Annotated in this window: 20 protein-coding genes; 15 read left to right on the forward strand and 5 right to left on the reverse strand. The window is 64.3% G+C overall.

All coding sequences use genetic code 11. The features are described 5' to 3' along the window. Positions 1–17 precede the first annotated feature (17 nt). The 4 genes from LOY37_RS05660 to ydcS form a co-directional block, all read right to left on the reverse strand. On the reverse strand, positions 18–824 hold the full coding sequence (locus LOY37_RS05660) for an ABC transporter permease (protein WP_045193687.1): 807 nt from the start codon (positions 822–824) through the stop codon (positions 18–20). Next, entirely contained in the window at positions 814–1,752 is a 939-nt protein-coding gene (locus LOY37_RS05665) for an ABC transporter permease (protein ID WP_093386770.1), read from the reverse strand. The genes LOY37_RS05660 and LOY37_RS05665 overlap by 11 nt, the downstream gene beginning before the upstream one ends. 1 nt (position 1,753) lies before the next feature. Then, positions 1,754–2,794: an ABC transporter ATP-binding protein gene (locus LOY37_RS05670; RefSeq protein WP_258609736.1), complete on the reverse strand. Its 1,041-nt coding sequence runs from the start codon at positions 2,792–2,794 to the stop codon at positions 1,754–1,756. Positions 2,795–2,866: 72 nt separating this feature from the next. Further along, positions 2,867–4,018, reverse strand: a complete 1,152-nt coding sequence (gene ydcS, locus LOY37_RS05675; RefSeq protein ID WP_258716450.1) for a putative ABC transporter substrate-binding protein YdcS — start codon at positions 4,016–4,018, stop codon at positions 2,867–2,869. Positions 4,019–4,170: 152 nt separating this feature from the next. Between ydcS and LOY37_RS05680 the strand changes: the two genes are divergently transcribed. The 15 genes from LOY37_RS05680 to LOY37_RS05750 all read left to right on the forward strand — a co-directional run bounded on the left by LOY37_RS05680 (position 4,171) and on the right by LOY37_RS05750 (position 20,209). Continuing rightward, positions 4,171–4,890, forward strand: coding sequence for a tellurite resistance TerB family protein (locus tag LOY37_RS05680; RefSeq protein WP_123565735.1), 720 nt, complete (start codon positions 4,171–4,173; stop codon positions 4,888–4,890). A gap of 130 nt (positions 4,891–5,020) precedes the next feature. Further along, entirely contained in the window at positions 5,021–6,643 is a 1,623-nt protein-coding gene (locus LOY37_RS05685; protein WP_045193679.1) for a methyl-accepting chemotaxis protein, read from the forward strand. 7 nt (positions 6,644–6,650) lie between these two features. Then, the gene (locus LOY37_RS05690; RefSeq protein WP_258716451.1) at positions 6,651–7,181 is read left to right on the forward strand and encodes a chemotaxis protein CheW; all 531 of its coding nucleotides are present in this window, start codon (positions 6,651–6,653) and stop codon (positions 7,179–7,181) included. Next, the gene (locus tag LOY37_RS05695; protein ID WP_258716452.1) at positions 7,178–8,452 is read left to right on the forward strand and encodes a CheR family methyltransferase; all 1,275 of its coding nucleotides are present in this window, start codon (positions 7,178–7,180) and stop codon (positions 8,450–8,452) included. The genes LOY37_RS05690 and LOY37_RS05695 overlap by 4 nt, the downstream gene beginning before the upstream one ends. Beyond that, a complete protein-coding gene (locus LOY37_RS05700; protein ID WP_045193675.1) occupies positions 8,449–9,114 on the forward strand; it encodes a chemotaxis protein CheW in 666 nt (221 codons plus the stop codon). The genes LOY37_RS05695 and LOY37_RS05700 overlap by 4 nt, the downstream gene beginning before the upstream one ends. Beyond that, positions 9,111–11,396, forward strand: coding sequence for a hybrid sensor histidine kinase/response regulator (locus tag LOY37_RS05705; RefSeq protein ID WP_045193674.1), 2,286 nt, complete (start codon positions 9,111–9,113; stop codon positions 11,394–11,396). The genes LOY37_RS05700 and LOY37_RS05705 overlap by 4 nt, the downstream gene beginning before the upstream one ends. Continuing rightward, positions 11,393–12,406 (forward strand): chemotaxis response regulator protein-glutamate methylesterase, encoded by a 1,014-nt coding sequence (locus LOY37_RS05710; protein WP_045193672.1) that lies wholly within the window; start codon positions 11,393–11,395, stop codon positions 12,404–12,406. Before LOY37_RS05705 ends, LOY37_RS05710 begins: the two co-directional genes overlap by 4 nt. Positions 12,407–12,457: 51 nt before the next feature. Next, a complete protein-coding gene (locus LOY37_RS05715) occupies positions 12,458–13,462 on the forward strand; it encodes a PleD family two-component system response regulator (RefSeq protein WP_045193671.1) in 1,005 nt (334 codons plus the stop codon). Positions 13,463–13,615: 153 nt separating this feature from the next. After that, a protein-coding gene (prfB, locus tag LOY37_RS05720; protein ID WP_143013309.1) for a peptide chain release factor 2 occupies positions 13,616–14,711 on the forward strand; the annotation gives its coding sequence in 2 pieces (ribosomal slippage) (positions 13,616–13,687 and positions 13,689–14,711; 1,095 coding nt in all). A 93-nt stretch (positions 14,712–14,804) separates the two neighbouring features. Continuing rightward, the gene (lysS, locus tag LOY37_RS05725) at positions 14,805–16,307 is read left to right on the forward strand and encodes a lysine--tRNA ligase (protein WP_045193670.1); all 1,503 of its coding nucleotides are present in this window, start codon (positions 14,805–14,807) and stop codon (positions 16,305–16,307) included. A gap of 100 nt (positions 16,308–16,407) precedes the next feature. Continuing rightward, positions 16,408–17,112, forward strand: a complete 705-nt coding sequence (locus tag LOY37_RS05730; RefSeq protein WP_093386736.1) for a TetR/AcrR family transcriptional regulator — start codon at positions 16,408–16,410, stop codon at positions 17,110–17,112. 28 nt (positions 17,113–17,140) lie between these two features. Beyond that, complete coding sequence (locus LOY37_RS05735) at positions 17,141–17,686, forward strand: hypothetical protein (protein ID WP_045193668.1); 546 nt, start codon at positions 17,141–17,143, stop codon at positions 17,684–17,686. Positions 17,687–17,710: 24 nt separating this feature from the next. Then, positions 17,711–18,988 carry a flavohemoglobin expression-modulating QEGLA motif protein gene (locus tag LOY37_RS05740; RefSeq protein WP_045193667.1) on the forward strand — a complete coding sequence of 426 codons (1,278 nt, stop codon included), beginning with the start codon at positions 17,711–17,713 and terminating at the stop codon, positions 18,986–18,988. Further along, the gene (locus LOY37_RS05745) at positions 18,960–19,883 is read left to right on the forward strand and encodes an alpha/beta hydrolase (protein WP_045193665.1); all 924 of its coding nucleotides are present in this window, start codon (positions 18,960–18,962) and stop codon (positions 19,881–19,883) included. Before LOY37_RS05740 ends, LOY37_RS05745 begins: the two co-directional genes overlap by 29 nt. After that, positions 19,880–20,209, forward strand: coding sequence for a hypothetical protein (locus tag LOY37_RS05750; protein ID WP_093386728.1), 330 nt, complete (start codon positions 19,880–19,882; stop codon positions 20,207–20,209). The genes LOY37_RS05745 and LOY37_RS05750 overlap by 4 nt, the downstream gene beginning before the upstream one ends. Positions 20,210–20,317: 108 nt before the next feature. Here the strand turns inward: LOY37_RS05750 and LOY37_RS05755 are convergent, their stop codons facing one another. After that, positions 20,318–21,106, reverse strand: coding sequence for an OmpA family protein (locus LOY37_RS05755; RefSeq protein ID WP_045193663.1), 789 nt, complete (start codon positions 21,104–21,106; stop codon positions 20,318–20,320). Between the last annotated feature and the right edge of the window lie 42 nt (positions 21,107–21,148).

The following is a 21,148-nucleotide window of genomic DNA, read 5'->3' on the forward strand; positions in this document are numbered from 1 at the left end:
GTCCAGTCCTCCAGGAGTTATTTGCCGCTGCCGGCAACGCTTTCGCCGCCGCGGGTCAGGTAATAGGCGCCGAGGATCGGCAGCATGGTCACCAGCATCACCAGCATGGCCACTACGTTGGTGACCGGCACATCGCGCGGCCGGCTCAACTGGTTGAGCAGCCAGATTGGCAGGGTGCGCTCGTGGCCTGCGGTGAAGGTGGTGACGATGATTTCATCGAACGACAAGGCAAAGGCCAGCATGCCGCCGGCCAGCAGTGCCGAGCCGAGGTTGGGCAAAACGATGTAGCGAAAGGTCTGCCAGCCGTCGGCGCCCAGGTCCATCGACGCCTCGATCAGGCTCTGCGAGGTGCGCCGCAGGCGGGCGATGACGTTGTTGTAGACGATCACCACGCAAAAGGTGGCGTGGCCGACGACGATGGTGAAAATGCCCGGCTCGATCCCCAGGGTCTTGAATGCCGAGAGCAGGGCGATGCCGGTGATGATCCCGGGCAGGGCGATGGGCAAAATCAGCATCAGCGAGATGCTCTCCTTGCCGAAAAAGCTGCGCCGGTACAGCGCCGCCGAGGCCAGGGTGCCGAGCACCAGGGCGATCAGCGTCGCCAGGCAGGCGACCTGCAGCGACAGCTTGATCGACTCCAGCACGTCCGGGCGCGCAAACGCCACGCTGAACCACTTCAGGGTCAAGCCCTGGGGCGGAAAGCTGAAGGCGGCGTCCTCGGTGTTGAAGGCATAGAGGAAGATGATCAGGATCGGGAAGTGCAGGAACACCAGCCCGCCCCAGGCCGCCAGGCGCAGGCCGATCGAGGCGCGTTCAGAGTGCATCGAAGGCCCCCAGGCGTTTGACTATGGTCAGGTACACGGCAATCAGCACGATCGGCACCAGGGTAAAGGCGGCGGCCATGGGCATGTTGCCGATGGCGCCCTGCTGGGCATAGACCATGCTGCCAATGAAGTAGCCGGGCGGGCCGACCAGTTGCGGGACGATAAAGTCGCCCAGGGTCAGCGAGAAGGTGAAGATCGAGCCTGCGGCTATGCCAGGTACCGACAGCGGCAGGATCACCTGCATGAAGGTCTGTCGCGGCCGGGCGCCAAGGTCCGCCGAGGCTTGCAGCAATGACGGCGGCAGGCGTTCCAGCGAAGCCTGGATCGGCAGGATCATGAACGGCAGCCAGATGTACACGAACACCAGGAAGCGCCCCAGGTGCGAGGTCGACAGGGTGCTGCCGCCGACCCCGGGAATACCGAGGATGAACTGCAGCACCGGCCCCAGGTTGAGTTGCTGGACGAACCACTGGGCCACGCCGCCCTTGGCCAGCAGCAGGGTCCAGGCGTAGGCCTTGACGATGTAGCTGGCCCACATCGGCATCATCACCGCGATATAAAAGAACGCTTTGGTCTTGCCGCTGGTGTAGCGGGCCATGTAGTAGGCGATGGGGAAGGCCAGCACGGCGCTAGCCAGCGACACGGCGATGGCCATGCCCAGGGTGCGCAGGATGATGTCGAAGTTCGATGGGTTGAACAGCGCAGCGAAGTTGCCCAGGGTCAGGTCAGGGGTGACCGCCATGGTGAAGTCGTCGAAGGTGTAGAAACCCTGCCACAGCAGGCTCAGCAGCGACCCCAGGTAGATTGCGCCAAACCACAGCAGTGGCGGCACCAGCAGCAGCGCCAGGTACAGGTTGGGGCGCCGGTAGAGCAGGGTCGAGAAGCGCCGCATGACGCCCGGCGCGCTGTTTGCCAGAGCCTGGGTCATTTCAGTGGCCCTCGCCGGGCACGGTTTCCTGCAACGCCGTCATCGCCTCGCGGGCCCAGCGTGCCTGCAGGCGCTGGCCGGGCTGCCAGGGCGCGGCGTGTTCCTGCCACTGGTTGTTGGCCTGGCTGATGCTCAGCAACTGGCCGTTGTCCAGCTGCAGCTCGTAGCGGGTGGCGCTGCCCTGGTACTGGATATCGTGGAGCAGGCCGCTGACCTGGATTTCGTTGCTGGCCGCCGGCTGGTCGCCAAGGCGGATGTGTTCCGGGCGGATCGAGAACGGCAGCTGGCTGCCATTGAGCTGCTGCGCCAATGCGCCGCGCAGCACATTCGAGGTGCCGACGAACTCGGCGACGAAAGTGGTCGCCGGCTTCATGTACAGGTTGCGTGGAGTGTCGACCTGCTCGATGCGGCCGCGGTTGAACACCGCGACGCGGTCCGACATCGACAGCGCCTCGGTCTGGTCATGGGTGACAAAGATGAAGGTGATGCCCAATTGGCGCTGCAGCTTTTTCAGCTCGCCCTGCATTTGCTCGCGCAGTTTCAGGTCCAGCGCTCCCAGCGGTTCATCGAGCAGCAGCACCCGCGGGCGATTGACCAGCGCCCGCGCCAGGGCCACGCGCTGGCGCTGGCCGCCAGACAGTTGCACCGGCTTGCGCTGGCCATAGCCGCCCAGGGCAACCATGGCCAGGGCCTCTTCGGCGCGGGCATGGCGTTCGGCCTTGGCCACGCCCTTGACCTTGAGGCCATAGGCGACGTTGTCGCGCACGTTCATGTGCGGGAACAGCGCGTAGTCCTGGAACACCGTGTTGACGTCGCGCTGGTAGGGCGGCAACCCCGCCGCCTCTTCACCGTGGATGCGGATCGACCCGGCACTGGGTTGCTCGAAGCCTGCAATCAGACGCAGGCAGGTGGTCTTGCCCGACCCCGAGGGGCCGAGCATCGAGAAGAACTCACCGTCGTGGATGTCGATCGACACCTGGTCAACCGCCCTGACCTCGCCAAAGGTGCGCGAGACATTGGTGAACTGCACTGCAAGGGTCATGGTGCGAAGCTCCAGCAAGAGGGAGCAAGCCCGCGTCTTCAGGTGGGAGCGGGCTTGCCCCGCGACAGGGCCCTAACGGCCGCCCATGATCGCAATATAGTCCTGGGTCCAGCGGCTATAGGGCACGAACTTGCCCCCCTCGGCCTGCGGGGTCTTCCAGAAGGCGATCTTGTCGAACTGGTCGAAACCATTGGTCTTGCAGCCCTCGGCGCCGAGCAGTTCGCTGCCGCTGCAGGCCGCCGGCACCGCGGGCAGCGAGCCGAACCAGGCCGCTACGTCGCCCTGGACCTTGGGCTGCAGCGACCAGTCCATCCACTTGTAGGCGCAGTTGGGGTGCTTGGCCTCGCTGTGCAGCATGGTGGTGTCGGCCCAGCCGGTGGCGCCTTCCTTGGGAATGGTCGAGGCCACCGGCTGTTTGTCGGCTTGCAGGCCGTTGACCATGTAGCCCCAGGAACTGGAGGCGACCACGCCCTCGTTCTTGACGTCACTCATCTGCACCGTGGCATCGTGCCAGTAACGGTGGATCAGCGGATGTTGCTGGCGCAGCAGATCGAGCACCGCTTGGTACTGGGTTTCGTTCAGTTCATAGGGGTTGTGGATGCCCAGTTCAGGTTTGGCCGACTTCAGGTACAGCGCCGCATCGGCGATGTAGATCGGCCCGTCGTAGGCCTGCACCCGGCCCTTGTTGGGCTTGCCGTCGGGCAGCTCCTGCGGCTCGAAAACCACGCTCCAGCTGGTCGGCGCCTGCTTGAACACCTCAGTGTTGTACAGCAGCACGTTCGGACCCCATTGGTAGGGCGTGCCGTACACCTGTTGGTTGACCACGTACCAGGCGCCGTCCTTGAGCCGCGGGTCGAGGTTCTTCCAGTTGGGGATCAGCGCGGTGTTGATCGGCTGCACGCGCTTGCCGGCGATCAGGCGCAGCGAGGCGTCACCGGAGGCGGTGACCAGGTCGTAACCGCCCTTGGTCATCAGGCTGACCATCTCGTCGGAGGTGGCGGCGGTCTTGACGCTGACCTTGCAGCCGGTGTCCTTCTCGAAGCCGGTTACCCAGTCGTAGGCCTTGTCGCTTTCACCGCGTTCGATGTAACCCGGCCAGGCGACGATATCCAGCTGGCCTTCGCCGGCGCCCACGGCTTTCAGGGGTTCGGCGGCCTGCAGGCTGGAGCTGGCCAGCAGGGCGGTGCTCAGGGCGCAGAGCGTGGCGGTCTTGTGCACGAACATGGTGTTCCCTCTTGTTGGAATTATCTCGGGGCGGTGAAAGTGCAGGTATAGCTGGTTTAAGCGTAGGCAACATCTGGAAGCAAATGCATTCAGCTTCGCTTCAGCCTGCGGCAGTACTCTTTGGGCTTCTTTCCTCCCCATGGAGATGCCCCATGAACACCCGCGGCTTGCTTGATCAACTGCTCAAATCCGGCCAGGACCTGCTGCAGAACCAGGGCGGCAAAAGCCCTGCCGGCAAATCCGGCGGCCTTGGCGACCTGCTCGGCGGCAAGGGCGGTGGTGGCCTGGGCAGCCTGCTCTCCGGTGCCGGCGGCGGTGCCCTGGCGGCAGGGGCGATGGGCTTGCTGCTGGGCAACAAAAAGGCTCGCAAGTACGGCGGCAAGGCCCTGACCTACGGCGGCCTGGCGGCCCTCGGGGTGATCGCCTACAAGGCCTACGGCAACTGGCAGGCCAAGCAGGGCACTGCGGTGCAGGGTGAGCCGCAAACCCTCGACCGCCTGCCGCCGGCCCAGGTCGAGCAGCACAGCCAGGCGATCCTCAAGGCGCTGGTGGCAGCGGCCAAGTCCGATGGCCATGTCGATGACCGCGAGCGGGCGCTGATCGAGGGCGAATTCGTCAAGCTGTCCAGCGACCAGGAACTGCAACACTGGCTGCACGCCGAGCTGAACAAACCGCTGGACCCGGCCGACGTCGCCCGCGCCGCCAGCACCCCGGAAATGGCCGCCGAAATGTACATCGCCAGTGTCATGCTGGTGGACGAGGAGCATTTCATGGAGCGCGCCTACCTGGACGAACTGGCGCGCCAGCTCAAGCTTGACCCGGCGCTCAAGAGCGAGCTGGAAAACCAGGTAAAACTTGCTGCCAGTCAATGAAACCGGGCTAATGGCCAGTATCTAGCCCGTTTGGCCCGATCCCGCCGTTAAGTCAGCCGCAAAAGCGCGCAGCCGCTGGGCTATACTCTGCCCATTTTTCCTGCTCGCGTAGAACACTTGAGGGCTGACTGTGAAAAACTGGACCTTGCGCCAACGGATCCTGGCGAGCTTCGCCGTGATTATCGCCATCATGTCGCTAATGGTGGTCGCTGCCTATTCGCGACTGGTGGCCATAGAGTCCGGCGAGGAAGCGGTGCGAACCGACAGCATCCCGGGGGTCTACTACAGCTCCATGATCCGCAGCGCCTGGGTCGACAGCTATGTACTGACCCAGCAGCTGGTGGGCCTGAGCGACCACCGCGAGCTCACCTCGGCCGACATGGAGCTGTACAAGGGCTTTGAAGAGCGCCTCAAACAGCACATGGCCAGCTACCAGGCGACCATTCGCGAGAAGGACGACCAGGCCAGCTTCGACCAGTTCGGCCAGCTCGAAGCGGGCTACCTGAAAGCGGTGGATAGCGTCCTGGAGGCCTACCGCAAGAAGGATTACCCCGAAGCCCAGCGCCTGCTCGCCGAGGTGCTGACCCCGGCCTGGGTCGATGGCCGCAAGCACCTGAACGGGGTGATCGAGCGCAACCGTCATTCGGCCGAATCCGCCACCGACTCCATCGTCAGCGCCGTGGCCACGGCCAAGTTCAGCATGATCGTCTCGCTGTTGCTGGCGATTGTCGCCGCAACCATCTGCGGCCTGGTGCTGATGCGCGCCATCACCGCACCGATGCAGCGTATCGTCCATGCCCTGGACAAGCTCAGCGGCGGCGACCTCAGCGTGCGCCTGAACCTGGATCGCAAGGATGAGTTCGGCGCGGTGGAAACCGGCTTCAACGAAATGATGGGCGAACTGACCAACCTGGTGTCCCAGGCCCAGCGCTCCTCGGTGCAGGTCACCACTTCGGTGACCGAGATTGCCGCCACCTCCAAGCAGCAACAGGCCACCGCCACCGAGACCGCCGCCACCACCACCGAAATCGGCGCGACTTCGCGGGAAATCGCCGCGACTTCCCGCGACCTGGTGCGGACCATGACCGAAGTGACCTCGGCCGCCGACCAGGCCTCGATCCTGGCCGGCTCCGGCCAGCAGGGCCTGGCGCGCATGGAAGAGACCATGCACCAGGTGATGGGCGCGGCCGATCTGGTCAACAACAAGCTGGCGATCCTCAACGAGAAGGCCGGCAACATCAACCAGGTGGTGGTGACCATCGTCAAGGTCGCCGACCAGACCAACCTGCTGTCGCTCAACGCCGCCATCGAGGCGGAAAAAGCCGGTGAATACGGCCGCGGTTTCGCCGTGGTCGCCACTGAAGTGCGGCGCCTGGCCGACCAGACTGCCGTGGCCACCTACGACATCGAGCAGATGGTTCGCGAGATCCAGTCGGCGGTGTCGGCCGGGGTCATGGGCATGGACAAGTTCTCCGAAGAAGTGCGCCGCGGCATGTTCGAGGTGCAGCAGGTCGGCGAGCAACTGACCCAGATCATTCACCAGGTCCAGGCCCTGGCGCCGCGGGTGTTGATGGTCAATGAAGGCATGCAGGCCCAGGCCACCGGCGCCGAACAGATCAACCACGCCCTGGCGCAGTTGGGCGATGCCAGCAGCCAGACGGTCGAATCGTTGCGCCAGGCCAGCTTTGCCATTGACGAACTGAGCCAGGTGGCCACCGGCCTGCGTGGCGGCGTGTCGCGGTTCAAAGTCTGACCTGCCGATGAACGACCTTCAGCCTCGCCGCAACCAGGATGCGGCCTCCCACGGCACCCTGTACCTGGTGTTTCGCATCGGCGACCAGCGCTTTGCCCTGGACGCCCATGAGGTCGCCGAAGTGCTGCCGCGCCTGCCGCTCAAGCCCATTGCCCAGACCCCGGCCTGGGTGGCCGGGGTGCTGGCGCATCGAGGCGCGCTGGTACCGGTGATCGACGTCGGCGCCTTGAGCTTCGGTTTGCCGGCGCCGGTGCGCACCAGCACGCGCCTGGTCCTGGTGCACTACCGTGCCGACCCGTTGCGCCCGCACTTGCGGCTGGGGCTGATCCTCGAACAGGCCACCGATACCCTGCGTTGCGACCCCGCCCAGTTCCAGCCCTATGGCCTGGACAACCAGCAGGCGCCTTACCTGGGGCCGGTGCGCGAGGATGCCCACGGTTTGCTGCAGTGCATCGGTGTACAGGACCTGCTCAGCGCCGAGGTGCGCCAGCTGTTGTTCCCGCCTGAGCTGGCGGCGAGCGACGAGGGCCTGGTATGAGTGGCGAACAGCGCTTCTTTCGCTTTTTGCAGGATCGGATCGGTCTGGATGTCGCCTCGGTCGGCGCAGCGATGGTCGAGCGCGCCTTGCGTCAGCGCTGCGCCACCCTCGAAGCCCGCGACCTGGATGACTATTGGCTGCGCCTGCAGCAGTCGAGCCAGGAGCAGCAGGCGCTGATCGAGGCGGTGATCGTCCCGGAAACCTGGTTCTTCCGTTATCCGGAGTCGTTCAACGCCCTGGTGACCCTGGCGCGCAAACGCCTGGCCGAGCTCGGTGGCATGCGCCCGCTGCGCATCCTCAGCCTGCCGTGCTCGACCGGCGAAGAGCCGTACTCGATTGCCATGGCCCTGCTCGACGGCGGCTTTGCCCCTCACAGCTTTCGCGTCGACGCCATGGATATCAGCCCCAATTCCATTGGCCGCGCCGAGCAGGCGCTGTATGGGCGCAATTCGTTCCGTGGCTCGCACCTGGACTTTCGCGAGCGGCATTTCAGCGAGACTGACGAAGGCCATAGCCTAGACGAGCGGGTTCGCCAGCAGGTCAAGTTGCAGGTCGGCAATGTCCTGGATCCGGCGCTCAAGGCCCGGGAGGGCAGTTACGATTTCGTGTTCTGCCGCAACCTGCTGATCTATTTCGACGTCCCCACCCAGCAGCGGGTGTTCGAGGTGCTCAAAAGCCTGATCCATGAGCAAGGTGTGCTGTTCATCGGCCCGGCCGAAGGCAGCCTGCTGGCGCGCATGGGCATGCGCCCGGTGGGCATTGCCCAATCCTTTGCCTACGTACGCCAGGCTGAAATGCAGCCGACGCCGCCGAGCAAGCCGTTGGCGATCCCTTTGCCGTTGACAGTGCCGGTGACGGCGGCCAGCGTGCCGCGCCCGGCGTCGGCGCCGCTGACGGTGCGCAAGCTCAAGCCGATTGCGCCGCCGCCGGCGAAGCCCGCCGCGCAGGATGCGGCCAGCCAATTACTGGCGCAGATCGCCCAGTTGGCCAATGCCGGCAGCAGCACCGAGGCCCAGGCCGCGTGTACCCGCTACTTGCAGCAGTATCCGCCCACTGCCCAGGTGTTCTACTGGCTGGGCTTGCTCAGTGACACCGCCGGCGACAGCGGCGAAGCCCTGAGCCATTACCGCAAGGCGCTGTACCTTGACCCCCAGCATCCGGAGGCACTGGTGCACCTGGCCGCGCTGCTGGCTTCGCAAGGTGATGTCGCAGGCGCCCGGCGCCTGCAGGAACGGGCCGCACGGCGCGCTGACCGGGAGTCTGAGCAATGATGGGTGACAACGACGTGCAACTGGTCGCCAGTGACGCCGCCAGCATCGACGATTGCTGGAACCGTATCGGCGTACACGGCGACAAGAGCTGCCCGCTGCTTGATGAACATATTCACTGCCGCAACTGCGACGTCTATGCCGCTGCAGCGACGCGCCTGCTGGACCGCTATTCGTTGTCTCAGGAAGCCCACGAGCAGAGCGAGGCGCCTGAGCAAGCCAGCAGTGGCCGCTCGTTGCTGCTGTTTCGCCTGGGCGAGGAGTGGCTGGCGCTGGCCACCCGCTGCCTGGTCGAGGTTGCGCCGCTGCAGCAGGTGCATTCCCTGCCACACCAGCGCTCGCGGGTGCTGCATGGCGTGGCCAATGTACGTGGAGCGCTGGTGCCCTGCCTGTCGCTGGGCGACCTGCTCGGCCTTGAAACCCAGGGTTCGGCGCCAACCTCGGCGCGGATCATGCCGCGCATGCTGATCATCGCCGCTGCCGGCGGCTCGGTGGTGGTCCAGGTCGATGAAGTGGACGGCATCCATGCTCTGGACCCCGTCCGCCTGGGGGCCGAGCAGGGCGAAACGCGTTTTACCGCAGCGGTGCTGCAATGGCGCGGACGCAGTGTTCGCGTGCTGGATGAAGACCAAGTGCTGTCTGCCGTGAACCGGAGCCTGTCATGACCCCAGAGCAAATGCGCGACGCCTCGTTGCTCGAGCTGTTCAGCCTGGAGGCCGAAGCCCAGACCCAGGTGCTCAGTGCCGGGCTGCTGGCGCTGGAGCGCAACCCGACCCAGGCCGACCAGCTTGAAGCGTGCATGCGCGCAGCCCATTCGCTCAAGGGCGCGGCGCGGATTGTCGGCGTCGATGCCGGGGTCAGCGTCGCCCATGTCATGGAAGACTGCCTGGTCGGCGCCCAGGAAGGCCGCTTGCTGCTGCGCCCGGAGCATATCGATGCGCTGTTGCAGGGCACCGACCTGCTGATGCGCATCGCCACGCCGGGCGATGCCAGTATCGATGCCGCGGTGCAGACCTTTCTGGTGCAGATGGCCGCGTTGCTCGACCCTGGTGCACCAGCAGCGCCTGCGATCGCAGCGCCGCCATTGCCGGAACCCGAGCCCGAACCCGAACCACTGGCGGTCGAGCTGCCAAGCGTTGACCCCGAGCCCGAGGTTGAAGCCGCGCCGGTGCGCAGCGGCAAACGCACGACCGAGGGCGGTGAGCGGGTCTTGCGGGTCACGGCCGAGCGCCTGAACAGCCTGCTCGACCTGTCGAGCAAATCGCTGGTCGAAACCCAGCGGCTCAAGCCTTACCTGGCCACCCTGCAGCGCCTCAAGCGCATGCACGGGCAAAGCATCCGCGCCCTCGATGGCCTCAAGCAGCAACTGGAAAGCAGCGGCCAGAGCGCCGAAGTCCAGGACGCTTTGGCCCAGGCCCAGCGTCTGCTCGGTGAGACCCAGCAAATTCTGTTGCAGCAAGCCTCCGATCTCGATGAGTTCGGCTGGCAGGCCAGCCAGCGCGCGCAGCTGCTTTACGACACCGCACTGGCCTGTCGCATGCGCCCGTTCGCCGATGTGCTGACCGGGCAAAGCCGCATGGTCCGTGACCTTGGTCGTTCGCTGGGCAAGCAGGTGCGCCTGGACATCGACGGCGAGAAAACCCAGGTCGACCGCGACGTACTGGAAAAGCTCGAAGCGCCCTTGACCCACCTGCTGCGCAATGCCGTCGATCACGGTATCGAATCGCCCGAGCGGCGCCTGGTGGCCGGCAAGCCCCTGGAAGGGCAGATCCGCCTGCGTGCCTCGCACCAGGCCGGCCTGCTGGTGCTTGAGATCAGCGACGATGGCGGCGGCGTCGACTTGGCACACTTGCGCCAGAGCATCGTCGAGCGCCAGTTGTCACCGGCCGAAACCGTGGCGCAGATGAGCGAGGCCGAGCTGCTGACCTTCCTGTTTTTGCCCGGTTTCAGCCTGCGTGACCGGGTTACCGAGGTGTCCGGGCGCGGTGTCGGCCTGGACGCCGTGCAGCACATGGTTCGCCAGTTGCGCGGCTCGATCGAGCTGACCCAGACCAGCGGCCAGGGCAGTTGCTTTCACCTCGAAGTGCCGCTGACCCTGTCGGTGGTGCGCAGCCTGGTGGTCGAGGTTGGCGCCGAAGCCTATGCCTTCCCGCTGGCACATATCGAACGCACCCTGGAGCTGCCGGCCGAGGCCATCGTGCAGATCGAGGGCCGCCAGCATTTCTGGCATGAGGGCCGGCATATCGGCCTGGTCGCGGCCAGTCAGTTGCTCAACCGTCCGCCAAGCCAGGGCGAAGGGCAAAGCATCAAGGTGGTGGTGATTCGCGAGCGCGACATGCTCTACGGCGTGGCGGTCGAGCGCCTGATCGGCGAACGGGTGCTGGTGGTGATGCCGCTGGATGCGCGCCTGGGCAAGGTCCAGGATATTTCCGCCGGGGCTTTGCTCGACGACGGCGCGGTGGTGCTGATCATCGATGTCGAAGACCTGCTGCGTTCGGTGGAAAAACTCCTCAGCACCGGCCGCCTGGAGCGTATCGAGCGCGGCCAGCGCAGCGTGCGCGAGGCGGCGCGCAAGCGCGTGCTGGTGGTCGACGACTCGCTGACCGTGCGCGAACTGCAGCGCAAGCTGCTGAGCAACAAGGGCTATGAAGTGGCCGTTGCGGTCGACGGCATGGACGGCTGGAACGCCTTGCGCAGCGAAGACTTCGACCTGCTGATCACCGACATCGACATGCCGCGCATGGACGGTATCGAACTGGTCACGCTGCTGCGGCGCGACAGCCGCCTGCAATCGCTGCCGGTGATGGTGGTGTCGTACAAAGACCGCGAAGAAGATCGTCGCCGTGGACTGGACGCCGGGGCCGACTACTATTTGGCAAAGGCCAGTTTTCACGATGATGCCTTGCTCGACGCTGTCGTCGAGCTGATCGGGGGAGCGCAGGGATGAAAATCGCCATCGTCAACGATATGCCCATGGCCGTGGAGGCCTTGCGCCGGGCGTTGGCATTCGAACCGGCCCATCAGGTGATCTGGGTCGCCAGCAATGGCGCCGATGCGGTCAAGCTGTGTGCCGAGCAGTTACCGGACCTGATCCTCATGGATTTGATCATGCCGGTCATGGATGGCGTCGAGGCCACCCGGCGGATCATGGCCGAGACGCCGTGCGCCATCGTGATCGTCACCGTCGACCGCCAGCAGAACGTCCACCGGGTGTTTGAGGCCATGGGCCATGGCGCCCTCGACGTGGTCGATACTCCGGCCCTTGGCGCCGGCGATCCGCGTGAAGCGGCAGCGCCGCTGCTGCGCAAGATCCTCAATATCGGCTGGCTGATCGGCCAGCAGCGCAGCACCCCGACCCGGGCCATGGCCGCGCCGGTGCGAGAAGCCGCGCAGCGCCAGGGCCTGGTTGCCATTGGCTCTTCGGCGGGCGGCCCGGCGGCCCTGGAAGTGCTGCTCAAGGGCTTGCCGCGCAGTTTTCCGGCGGCCATCGTGCTGGTCCAGCACGTTGACCAGGTGTTCGCCGCCGGCATGGCCGAATGGCTCAGCAGCGCCTCGGGCCTGGCGGTGCGCCTGGCCAGCGAAGGCGAGCCGCCGCAACCGGGGCAGGTGCTGCTGGCCGGCACCAACCACCACATTCGCCTGCTCAAGAACGGCAACCTGGCCTATACCGCTGAGCCGGTAAACGAAATCTACCGGCCCTCGATCGACGTATTTTTTGAAAGCGTGGCCCGCTACTGGCGCGGCGACGCGGTCGGCGTACTGCTCACCGGCATGGGGCGCGATGGCGCCCAGGGCCTGAAGCTGATGCGCCAACAGGGCTTTCTGACCATCGCCCAGGATCAGCAGAGCAGCGCGGTGTACGGCATGCCCAAGGCAGCCGCCGCGATAGACGCCGCCGTCGAAATTCGCCCTCTGGAGCGAATCGCCGCGCGATTGATGGAAATTTTTCCAAAATGACGATATGTATTGAGCCACGCCGGCTGGCCGGCAGTGACCAGGTGACAGCGCATGAATGATTTACCGCTCGACGGTTTTCCGACCATGAATGAAAATTCGGCAATGGTCCTCTTGGTCGACGATCAGGCAATGATTGGCGAAGCGGTGCGGCGTGGCCTGGCTCACGAAGAGAACATCGATTTCCACTTCTGCGCCGACCCGCACCAGGCGGTGGCCCAGGCTGTGCGCATCAAGCCCACGGTGATTCTCCAGGACCTGATCATGCCCGGCCTTGACGGCCTGACCCTGGTGCGCGAATACCGCAACAACCCGGCCACCCAGGACATCCCGATCATCGTCCTGTCGACCAAGGAGGACCCGCTGGTCAAGAGCGCCGCCTTTGCCGCCGGGGCCAACGACTACCTGGTGAAGCTGCCGGACAACATCGAGCTGGTGGCGCGTATCCGCTACCACTCGCGCTCCTACCTGACCCTGCTGCAGCGCGACGAGGCCTACCGCGCCCTGCGCGTCAGCCAGCAGCAGTTGCTCGACACCAACCTGGTGCTGCAGCGGCTGATGAACTCCGACGGCCTCACGGGGCTTTCCAACCGTCGCCACTTCGACGAGTACCTGGAGCTGGAATGGCGCCGGGCCATGCGCGAACAGGCGCAGTTGTCGTTGCTGATGATCGATGTCGACTATTTCAAGTCGTTCAACGACACCTTCGGCCACCTGGCCGGTGACGAAGCGCTGCGCAAGGTCGCCGAAGCCATTCGCGCCTCCTGCGCCCGCCCCAGCGACCTGCCGGCCCGTTACGGTGGCGAGGAATTCGCCCTGGTGCTGCCCAACACCTCGCCGGGTGGCGCCCGCCTGGTGGCGGAAAAACTGCGCCAGACCGTGGCGGCGATGAACATCGCCCACACCATGCCCAACGCCGACTCGGTGCTCACCGTGAGTATCGGCCTGGCGACCCTCACCCCGGGCATCGGCAGCCACTGCCGGCAACTGATTTCGGCAGCGGACAAAGGCCTGTACCTGGCCAAGAACAACGGCCGTAACCAGGTCGGGGTGGATTGACGGTAGCTACAAGCGGCAAGCTTCAAGCTGCAAGAAAAAACCTGGCGCCGGGTTTTTCTCCGGCCTCTTGTCGCTTGTAGCTTGCCGCTTGAAGCTCTAACTCCGCTATACTCTCCGGCTTTTCTACAGAATACGCACGAGAGCTGCCCGCCCATGGAAATCCAACCGATCCTGAACACCATCAAGGACCTCACCGAGCGCTCCGAGTCCATTCGGGGGTATCTTTGACTACGATCAAAAGCATGACCGCCTGATCGAAGTCAACCGCGAGCTCGAAGACCCGAACGTCTGGAACAAGCCCGAGTACGCTCAGGCCCTGGGCCGCGAACGTGCCATGCTGGCGCAGGTCGTCGAGACCCTGGACAAGATGTCCGGTGGCCTGGCCGACTGCCAGGACCTGCTCGACATGGCCGTCGAGGAAAATGACGAAGGCGCCGCGAGCGACGTCGTGACCGAGCTGCAAGGTCTGGAAGAAAGCCTGGCACAGCTTGAGTTCCGTCGCATGTTCAGCGGCGAGATGGACATGAACAACGCCTACCTGGACATCCAGGCCGGTTCCGGTGGTACCGAAGCGCAGGACTGGGCCAACATCCTCCTGCGCATGTACCTGCGCTGGGCCGACAAGCGCGGTTTCGACGCCACCATCATCGAGCTTTCCGAGGGTGAAGTCGCCGGCATCAAGGGTGCCACCGTGCACATCAAGGGCGAGTACGCCTTCGGCTGGCTGCGTACCGAGATCGGCGTGCACCGCCTGGTGCGCAAGAGCCCGTTCGACTCCGGCGCCCGTCGCCACACCTCGTTCTCGGCGGTGTTCGTGTCGCCCGAGATCGACGACAAGGTCGAAATCGACATCAACCCGTCCGACCTGCGCGTCGACACCTACCGCTCCTCGGGCGCCGGTGGCCAGCACGTAAACACCACCGACTCGGCAGTACGTATCACCCACGTGCCGACCAACACCGTGGTGGCCTGCCAGAACGAACGCTCCCAGCACGCCAACAAGGACACCGCCATGAAAATGCTGCGGGCCAAGTTGTACGAGCTGGAAATGCAGAAGCGCAACGCCGCCTCGCAGGCATTGGAAGACAGCAAGTCGGACATCGGCTGGGGCCACCAGATCCGTTCGTACGTGCTGGATGACTCGCGTATCAAGGACCTGCGTACCGGCGTCGAGCGCAGCGACTGCCAGAAGGTGCTGGACGGCGACCTCGACCAGTACCTGGAAGCGAGCCTCAAGCAGGGGCTGTAAGCCGCACACCACCGCCGCGATGCCCGGCCGCCCGCCGGCATCGCGCGCCCTGCCCGAAAAGGGCAACGAATACCTGATGGAAAGAATGACGACATGAGCGACCTGAAGACCGAATCGCAAGACCTGCAACAGGAAGAAAACAACCTGATCGCGCTGCGCAAGGAAAAACTTGCTGCCGAGCGCGCCAAGGGTAACGCCTTCCCCAACGACTTCCGCCGTGACAGCTACTGCAACGACCTGCAGAAACAGTATGTCGACAAGACCAAGGAAGAGCTGGAAGCAGCAGCGATTCCGGTCAAGGTTGCCGGGCGCATCATGCTCAACCGTGGCTCGTTCATGGTGATCCAGGACATGACCGGGCGCATCCAGGTCTACGTCAACCGCAAGACCCTGCCGGAAGAAACCCTGGCCGCGGTCAAGACCTGGGACCTGGGCGACATCATCGCCGCCGAAGGTACCCTGGCGCGCTCCGGCAAGGGCGACCTGTACGTCGAAATGACCAGCGTGCGCCTGCTGACCAAGTCGCTGCGCCCGCTGCCGGACAAGCACCACGGCCTGACCGACACCGAGCAGCGCTACCGCCAGCGCTACGTCGACCTGATGGTCAACGATGAAACCCGCCACACCTTCCGCGTTCGCTCGCAGGTCATTGCCCACATCCGCAACTTCCTTATGGCCCGCGACTTCCTCGAAGTCGAGACGCCAATGCTGCAGACCATTCCTGGTGGCGCCGCAGCCAAGCCGTTCGAAACCCACCACAATGCCCTGGACATGCAGATGTTCCTGCGCATCGCCCCGGAGCTGTACCTCAAGCGCCTGGTGGTCGGTGGTTTCGAGAAGGTCTTCGAGATCAACCGCAACTTCCGTAACGAAGGCGTTTCGACCCGGCACAACCCCGAGTTCACCATGCTCGAGTTCTACCAGGCCCACGCCGACTACGAAGACAACATGGACCTCACCGAGGAGCTGTTCCGCGAACTGGCCCAGCTGGTTCTGGGCAGCACCGACGTGCCGTACGGCGACAAGGTGTTCCACTTCGGCGAGCCGTTCGTGCGCCTGTCGGTGTTCGACTCGATCCTCAAGTACAACCCCGAGATCAGCGCCGCCGACCTGCAGGACATCGACAAGGCCCGCGAGATCGCCAAGAAGGCCGGCGCCAAGGTGCTCGGCTTCGAAGGCCTGGGCAAGCTGCAGGTGATGATTTTCGAAGAGCTGGTCGAGCACAAGCTCGAGCAGCCGCACTTCATCACCCAGTACCCGTTCGAAGTCTCGCCGCTGGCCCGTCGCAACGACGACAACCCGAACGTCACCGACCGCTTCGAGCTGTTCATCGGTGGCCGTGAAATCGCCAACGCCTACTCCGAGCTCAACGATGCCGAAGACCAGGCCGAGCGCTTCATGGCCCAGGTGGCCGAGAAAGACGCCGGTGACGACGAAGCCATGCACTACGATGCCGACTTCGTCCGTGCCCTGGAATACGGCATGCCGCCAACCGCCGGTGAAGGCATCGGCATCGACCGTCTGGTGATGCTGCTGACCAACTCGCCATCGATTCGCGACGTCATCCTGTTCCCGCACATGCGCCCACAGGCCTGAGCGAACTGAACAAGCCGCCTTCCGGGGCGGCTTTTTCATGCCTGGAAGAAATTCATCGATCGGATCCAACGTTTGGGGTAGACCAGCAGTGACTCCTGCAATGACTCAACAAGGCGCCGCCTGCGTGGCTACAGCGGTGGCCGAAAGCGTGCAGTACCAGGGCCGCAAGGCCAGCCGCGAAGGCAGCGAGCAGCGCCGCCAGCAGATCCTCGACGCGGCCATGCGCATCGTCGTGCGTGATGGCGTGCGCGGCGTGCGCCACCGCGCGGTGGCAGCCGAGGCCGGCGTGCCGCTGTCGGCGACCACCTATTACTTCAAGGACATCGAAGACCTGCTCACCGACACCTTCGCCCAGTATGTCGAACGCAGCGCGGCCTACATGGCCAAGCTCTGGGAGAACACCGAGGTGGTGCTGCGCCAGTTGCTCTCCCAGGGCGATGGCAGCCCGCAGTGGCGGGCGCGCCTGGCCGATGAAGTAGCGAAGATGACCACCGACTATGTGCAGCGCCAATTGCATAACCGCCGCGACTTTCTGATGGCCGAGCAGGCCTTTCGCCAGGAGGCGCTGCTGTGCCCGCGCCTGGCCGAGCTGGTCAAGCTGCACGAGCAGATTCTGCTGCGCGGCGCCGTGCAGATGCTGCAGGTGGTAGGCTCACGTCAGCCACAACAGGATGCCCTGGTGTTGACGGCGATTATCGAGCAGATGGAATATCAGGGCCTGCTCGACGCTGAACAAGCCCAGGCTGAAGCGCCGATGCTCGCTATTCTTACCCGGTACCTGCATCTGGTCTTGGCGTCGGTGTAAGGCGCGAACCTATTTCAAGGAGAGGTTGATGAAAGCCAGAACCCTGCTGTTGGCATTGTCGTTCTTGCTGCTTGGCGGTTGTCTGGTCACCTTCAACGAGCCGATTCCGGGCAACAAACCTGCACCCAAGGCCCTGCTCGGCACCTGGACCAGCAAGGACGCCTGGGGCGAGCCGCTGACCCTGCAGATCAGCCGCAGCGGTGGCAACGCCTACAAGGCAGTGGCCATCGGCAAGAACAAGAAGCGCGACGAGTACGCCTTCACCGTGTCCCAGCACGGCAATCGCTGGTACCTCTCGGCCGGCGTGCCCAAGCGTCTGGGCGGCAACTTCCTGATCGGCGGTTTTGAAGTGCTCGATAACAAGGAACTGGTGGTCTACAACCTTGATGTCGAGCAGGTCAACCAGGCCGTGCAGAAGAAAGAACTCAGCGGCCGCAGCATCGAGGTGCCCGAAGAAAACGGCGAAGGGGTTCTAATCGACAGCCCGGCCGAGCGCGTCCTGGCTTACCTGGACGACCCGGCCAACTCCGACCTGTTCATCGAAGTGGCGCGCTTCAAGCGGGCCGGCAAGTAATCAGCGCAATTCAAGGAGTGTAGGGTGGACGAGTACCAGCAGACGATACGTGCCCTGTCTGATCGCATTGTCCTGGCGCAAACGCCCATTCGCGTGCTTGATGCGGTGAAGTGGGACGACAACATCCGCCAGGGTTTCCTCAAGGCCAAGGGCAAGGAGCTGCCAGCGGTAGACCGCGCCTACTACCAGGGCCGGCCGCTGTCGTTCGACTCGGCGGCAGTCAAGCTTGAGTTCCAGAACATCGAGCGCGACATCACCCGCCAGCTTGGCCAGTTCAACCCGGTCGGGCAGATCATGCGGCGCATGTGCAAGGAATACCGCATGGTGGTGCGCATGCTCGAAGCGCGCGGCACCGAGGATTTCGGCCTGATCTCCCAGGAACTGTACGGCGCCGCCTCCGATGCCTTCCATGCCGGTGACCCGACCCTGGCCGACCTCGGCCTGATGCTCTCGGACTACCTGAACAACATCGACGGCCGTGGCGACCTCAAGGACGAGCCGAAGAACCTCACCGCCAAGCAGGCTGTGGAGATGCTCCAGGGCCGCCTGAACAAGGTGTTCAACGAGGCCGAAGACACCATCCGCGTGTTCGAGTCCGACGGTATCGTCGCCGACGCCGCCGCTGGCGCCGACTACATCAAGATCCGCGCCGACGCCATGTTCAACAGCCGCGATGTGCGCGCGCTGGAGGTTCACGAAGGTCTGGTGCACGTCGGCACCACCCTCAATGGTCTCAACCAGCCGATCTGCACCTTCCTGGCCAAGGGCCCGCCCTCGTCGACCGTGACCCAGGAAGGCCTGGCGATCCTCATGGAAGTGATCGCCTTCGCCTCCTACCCCAGCCGCCTGCGCAAGCTGACCAACCGCACCCGCGCCATCCATATGGTCGAGGAGGGCGCCGACTTCATGCAGGTGTATGAGTTTTTCCGTGCCCAGGGCTTCGAGATGGCCGAAAGCTACGGCAACGCCAGCCGGGTGTTCCGTGGCTCGGTGCCCAACGGCTTGCCGTTTACCAAGGACTTGTCCTATCTCAAGGGCTTTATCATGGTTTACAACTATATTCAGTTGGCCGTGCGCAAGGGCAAGCTCGAACAGATCCCCTTGTTGTTCTGCGGCAAGACCACCCTTGAAGACATGCGCACCTTGCGCCAACTGGTCGATGAAGGCCTGGTGGAACCGCCCAAGTACCTGCCTGAGCAGTTTCGCGACCTCAACGCGCTGTCGGCCTGGATGTGTTTCTCCAACTTCCTCAACCACCTGAGCCTGGACCGGATTGAAGCCGATTACTCGAACATTCTCTGAAGCATGGCGCAGGCATCTGGGCCTGCTGCTGGTGCTGCTGAGTCTGGGCGGTTGCAGTTCGCTGTTGTTCTATCCCGAGCCTGGCCAGCCGTTCACCCCCGAGAAAGCCAAACTCGCGTACCGCGACGTAACCCTGACCGCCGCCGACGGCACTCGCCTGCATGGCTGGTGGCTGCCGGCCAAGGCTGGTGTCGAGGTCAAGGGCACGGTGCTGCACCTGCATGGCAATGGCGGCAATCTGGCCTGGCATCTGGGCGGCAGCTGGTGGTTGCCGGAGCAGGGTTATCAGGTGCTGTTGCTCGACTACCGCGGCTACGGCCTGTCGCAGGGCAAGCCCGGGCTGCCGGAGGTCTACCAGGACATCGCCGCGGCGCTGGCCTGGCTGGACCAGGCCCCCGAGGTGCAGGGCAAGCCGCAGATCCTGCTGGGCCAGAGCCTGGGCGGCTCAATGGCTATCCATTACCTGGCCGAGCATCCGCGCCAGGCCGAGCGCTTCAAGGCCATGGTTTTCGATGGCGTACCGGCCAGCTACCGTCAGGTCGGGCGCTTTGCCCTGAGCAATTCGTGGTTGACCTGGCCGCTGCAGGTGCCTTTGTCGTGGCTGGTGCCCGATGGCGACAGTGCGATCCATTCGATCGCGCAGATCAAGGCCCCGCCCAAGCTGTTCTTCCACAGCATCGACGACCCCATCGTGCCGCTGGTCAACGGCCTGCAGTTGTATCAGGCTGCGCCGCCCCCGAGGGTGTTGCAGCTGACCCGTGGCGGGCATGTGCAGACCTTTGCCGACAAGACCTGGCGCCAGGTCATGTTGCGCTTTCTGGACGACCCGATGCATTTCAACGGGCTGCGGCGCCTGGCCGAAGTCCCCAACTACCCTGACGAGAAGTCGCAATGAGTGAAGAACGCAACGCCATCCCGCTGATCATTACCGGAGTCTGCAGCATCATCGGTACCGTCGCGGCCCTGTGGTACTACGGTTACCTGCATTTCGCCAAGCCCGAGGATGCCTTGCTGCTGTCCGACTTCACCATGCTCAAGACCATCCCTGGCGAGGACTACAAGATCTCCCTGCAGCCGGCCAGCCAGGTGGCGCAGTGCGTCGATGGCGTGCTGGTGTTGTTCGATACCGCGCAAAAAGGCCTGACTGGTGTGCTGGTCAACAACAAGAAGCAGGCGGTGCGTTGCCTGGGCCAGGAAACCCCACAAGAAGTGAAAGAGTAATTGCGGGAGCGGCGGTGCGGCGATCCGACTTGACCCGTGATGAAGACCCGCAAGCCAAACAAAAATCCCGCCAGACTCGGCGGGATTTTTTTTACTGCACAGCTAGCTTCAGTTCAGCTGGCTGACCGAACGCGGCGCCACCGGCTGGTTGTCGTTGGAAATGGTCACTTCCACCCGACGGTTCTGCGCGCGACCCGAGTTGCTGGTGTTGTCGGCCACCGGATACTCCTTGCCGTAGCCCTGGGCGACGATGCGCGCAGGATCTACACCGGCACGAACCAGCGCCATGCGCACGGCGGCGGCGCGACGCTCGGACAGCGACTGGTTGTAGTTGGCGCTGCCCTTGCTGTCGGTGTAGCCCTCGACGATCACCTTGCGGTCAGGGTTTTCCTGGAGGAACTGCGCCAGCTTGGTGATGTTCGGGTAGGCGCTGCTCTTGAGCGTGGCCTTGTCGAAGTCGAACAGCACGTCGCCGAAGGTCACCAGGGTGCCGCGGTCGGTCTGCTTGGCGTTGAGGCTGTCCTGCAGTTTCTTGATCTGCGCATCGCGGGCATCCAGGCGCGCCTGGGCACGCTGGGCGGCAGCGTTTTTCAGGTTGCCTTCGGCAGTGCGCAGGGCAATGGTCTGCTTGGCCACTTCAACCCGCTGGTTGGTCAGGTAGGCAAGCTGGTCGACTTTTTTCGAGTCTTCCTTGTCCATGTAGGCCTTGTCGGCCTTGTTCAGCCAGTCCTGGGCGTCCTTGGTCTCAAGGGCCGCGACCTTGGCGGCCTGCGGGTTGCTCTGCAGGGCCGAGAAGTTGGTCCGGGCCGATTCCAGGTTGGCGTTCGGCTGCGTCGAGCAGGCGGCCAGGCCAACGCTCAGGGCCAGAAGGGCGGGGATCATCACGTGTTTACGCATAATGGTTCATCCTTTGATCGATTACGAATGCACGGGTCGGCG

The sequence above is a fragment of the Pseudomonas sp. B21-012 genome (assembly GCF_024749305.1).
Classification (GTDB): Bacteria; Pseudomonadota; Gammaproteobacteria; order Pseudomonadales; family Pseudomonadaceae; genus Aquipseudomonas.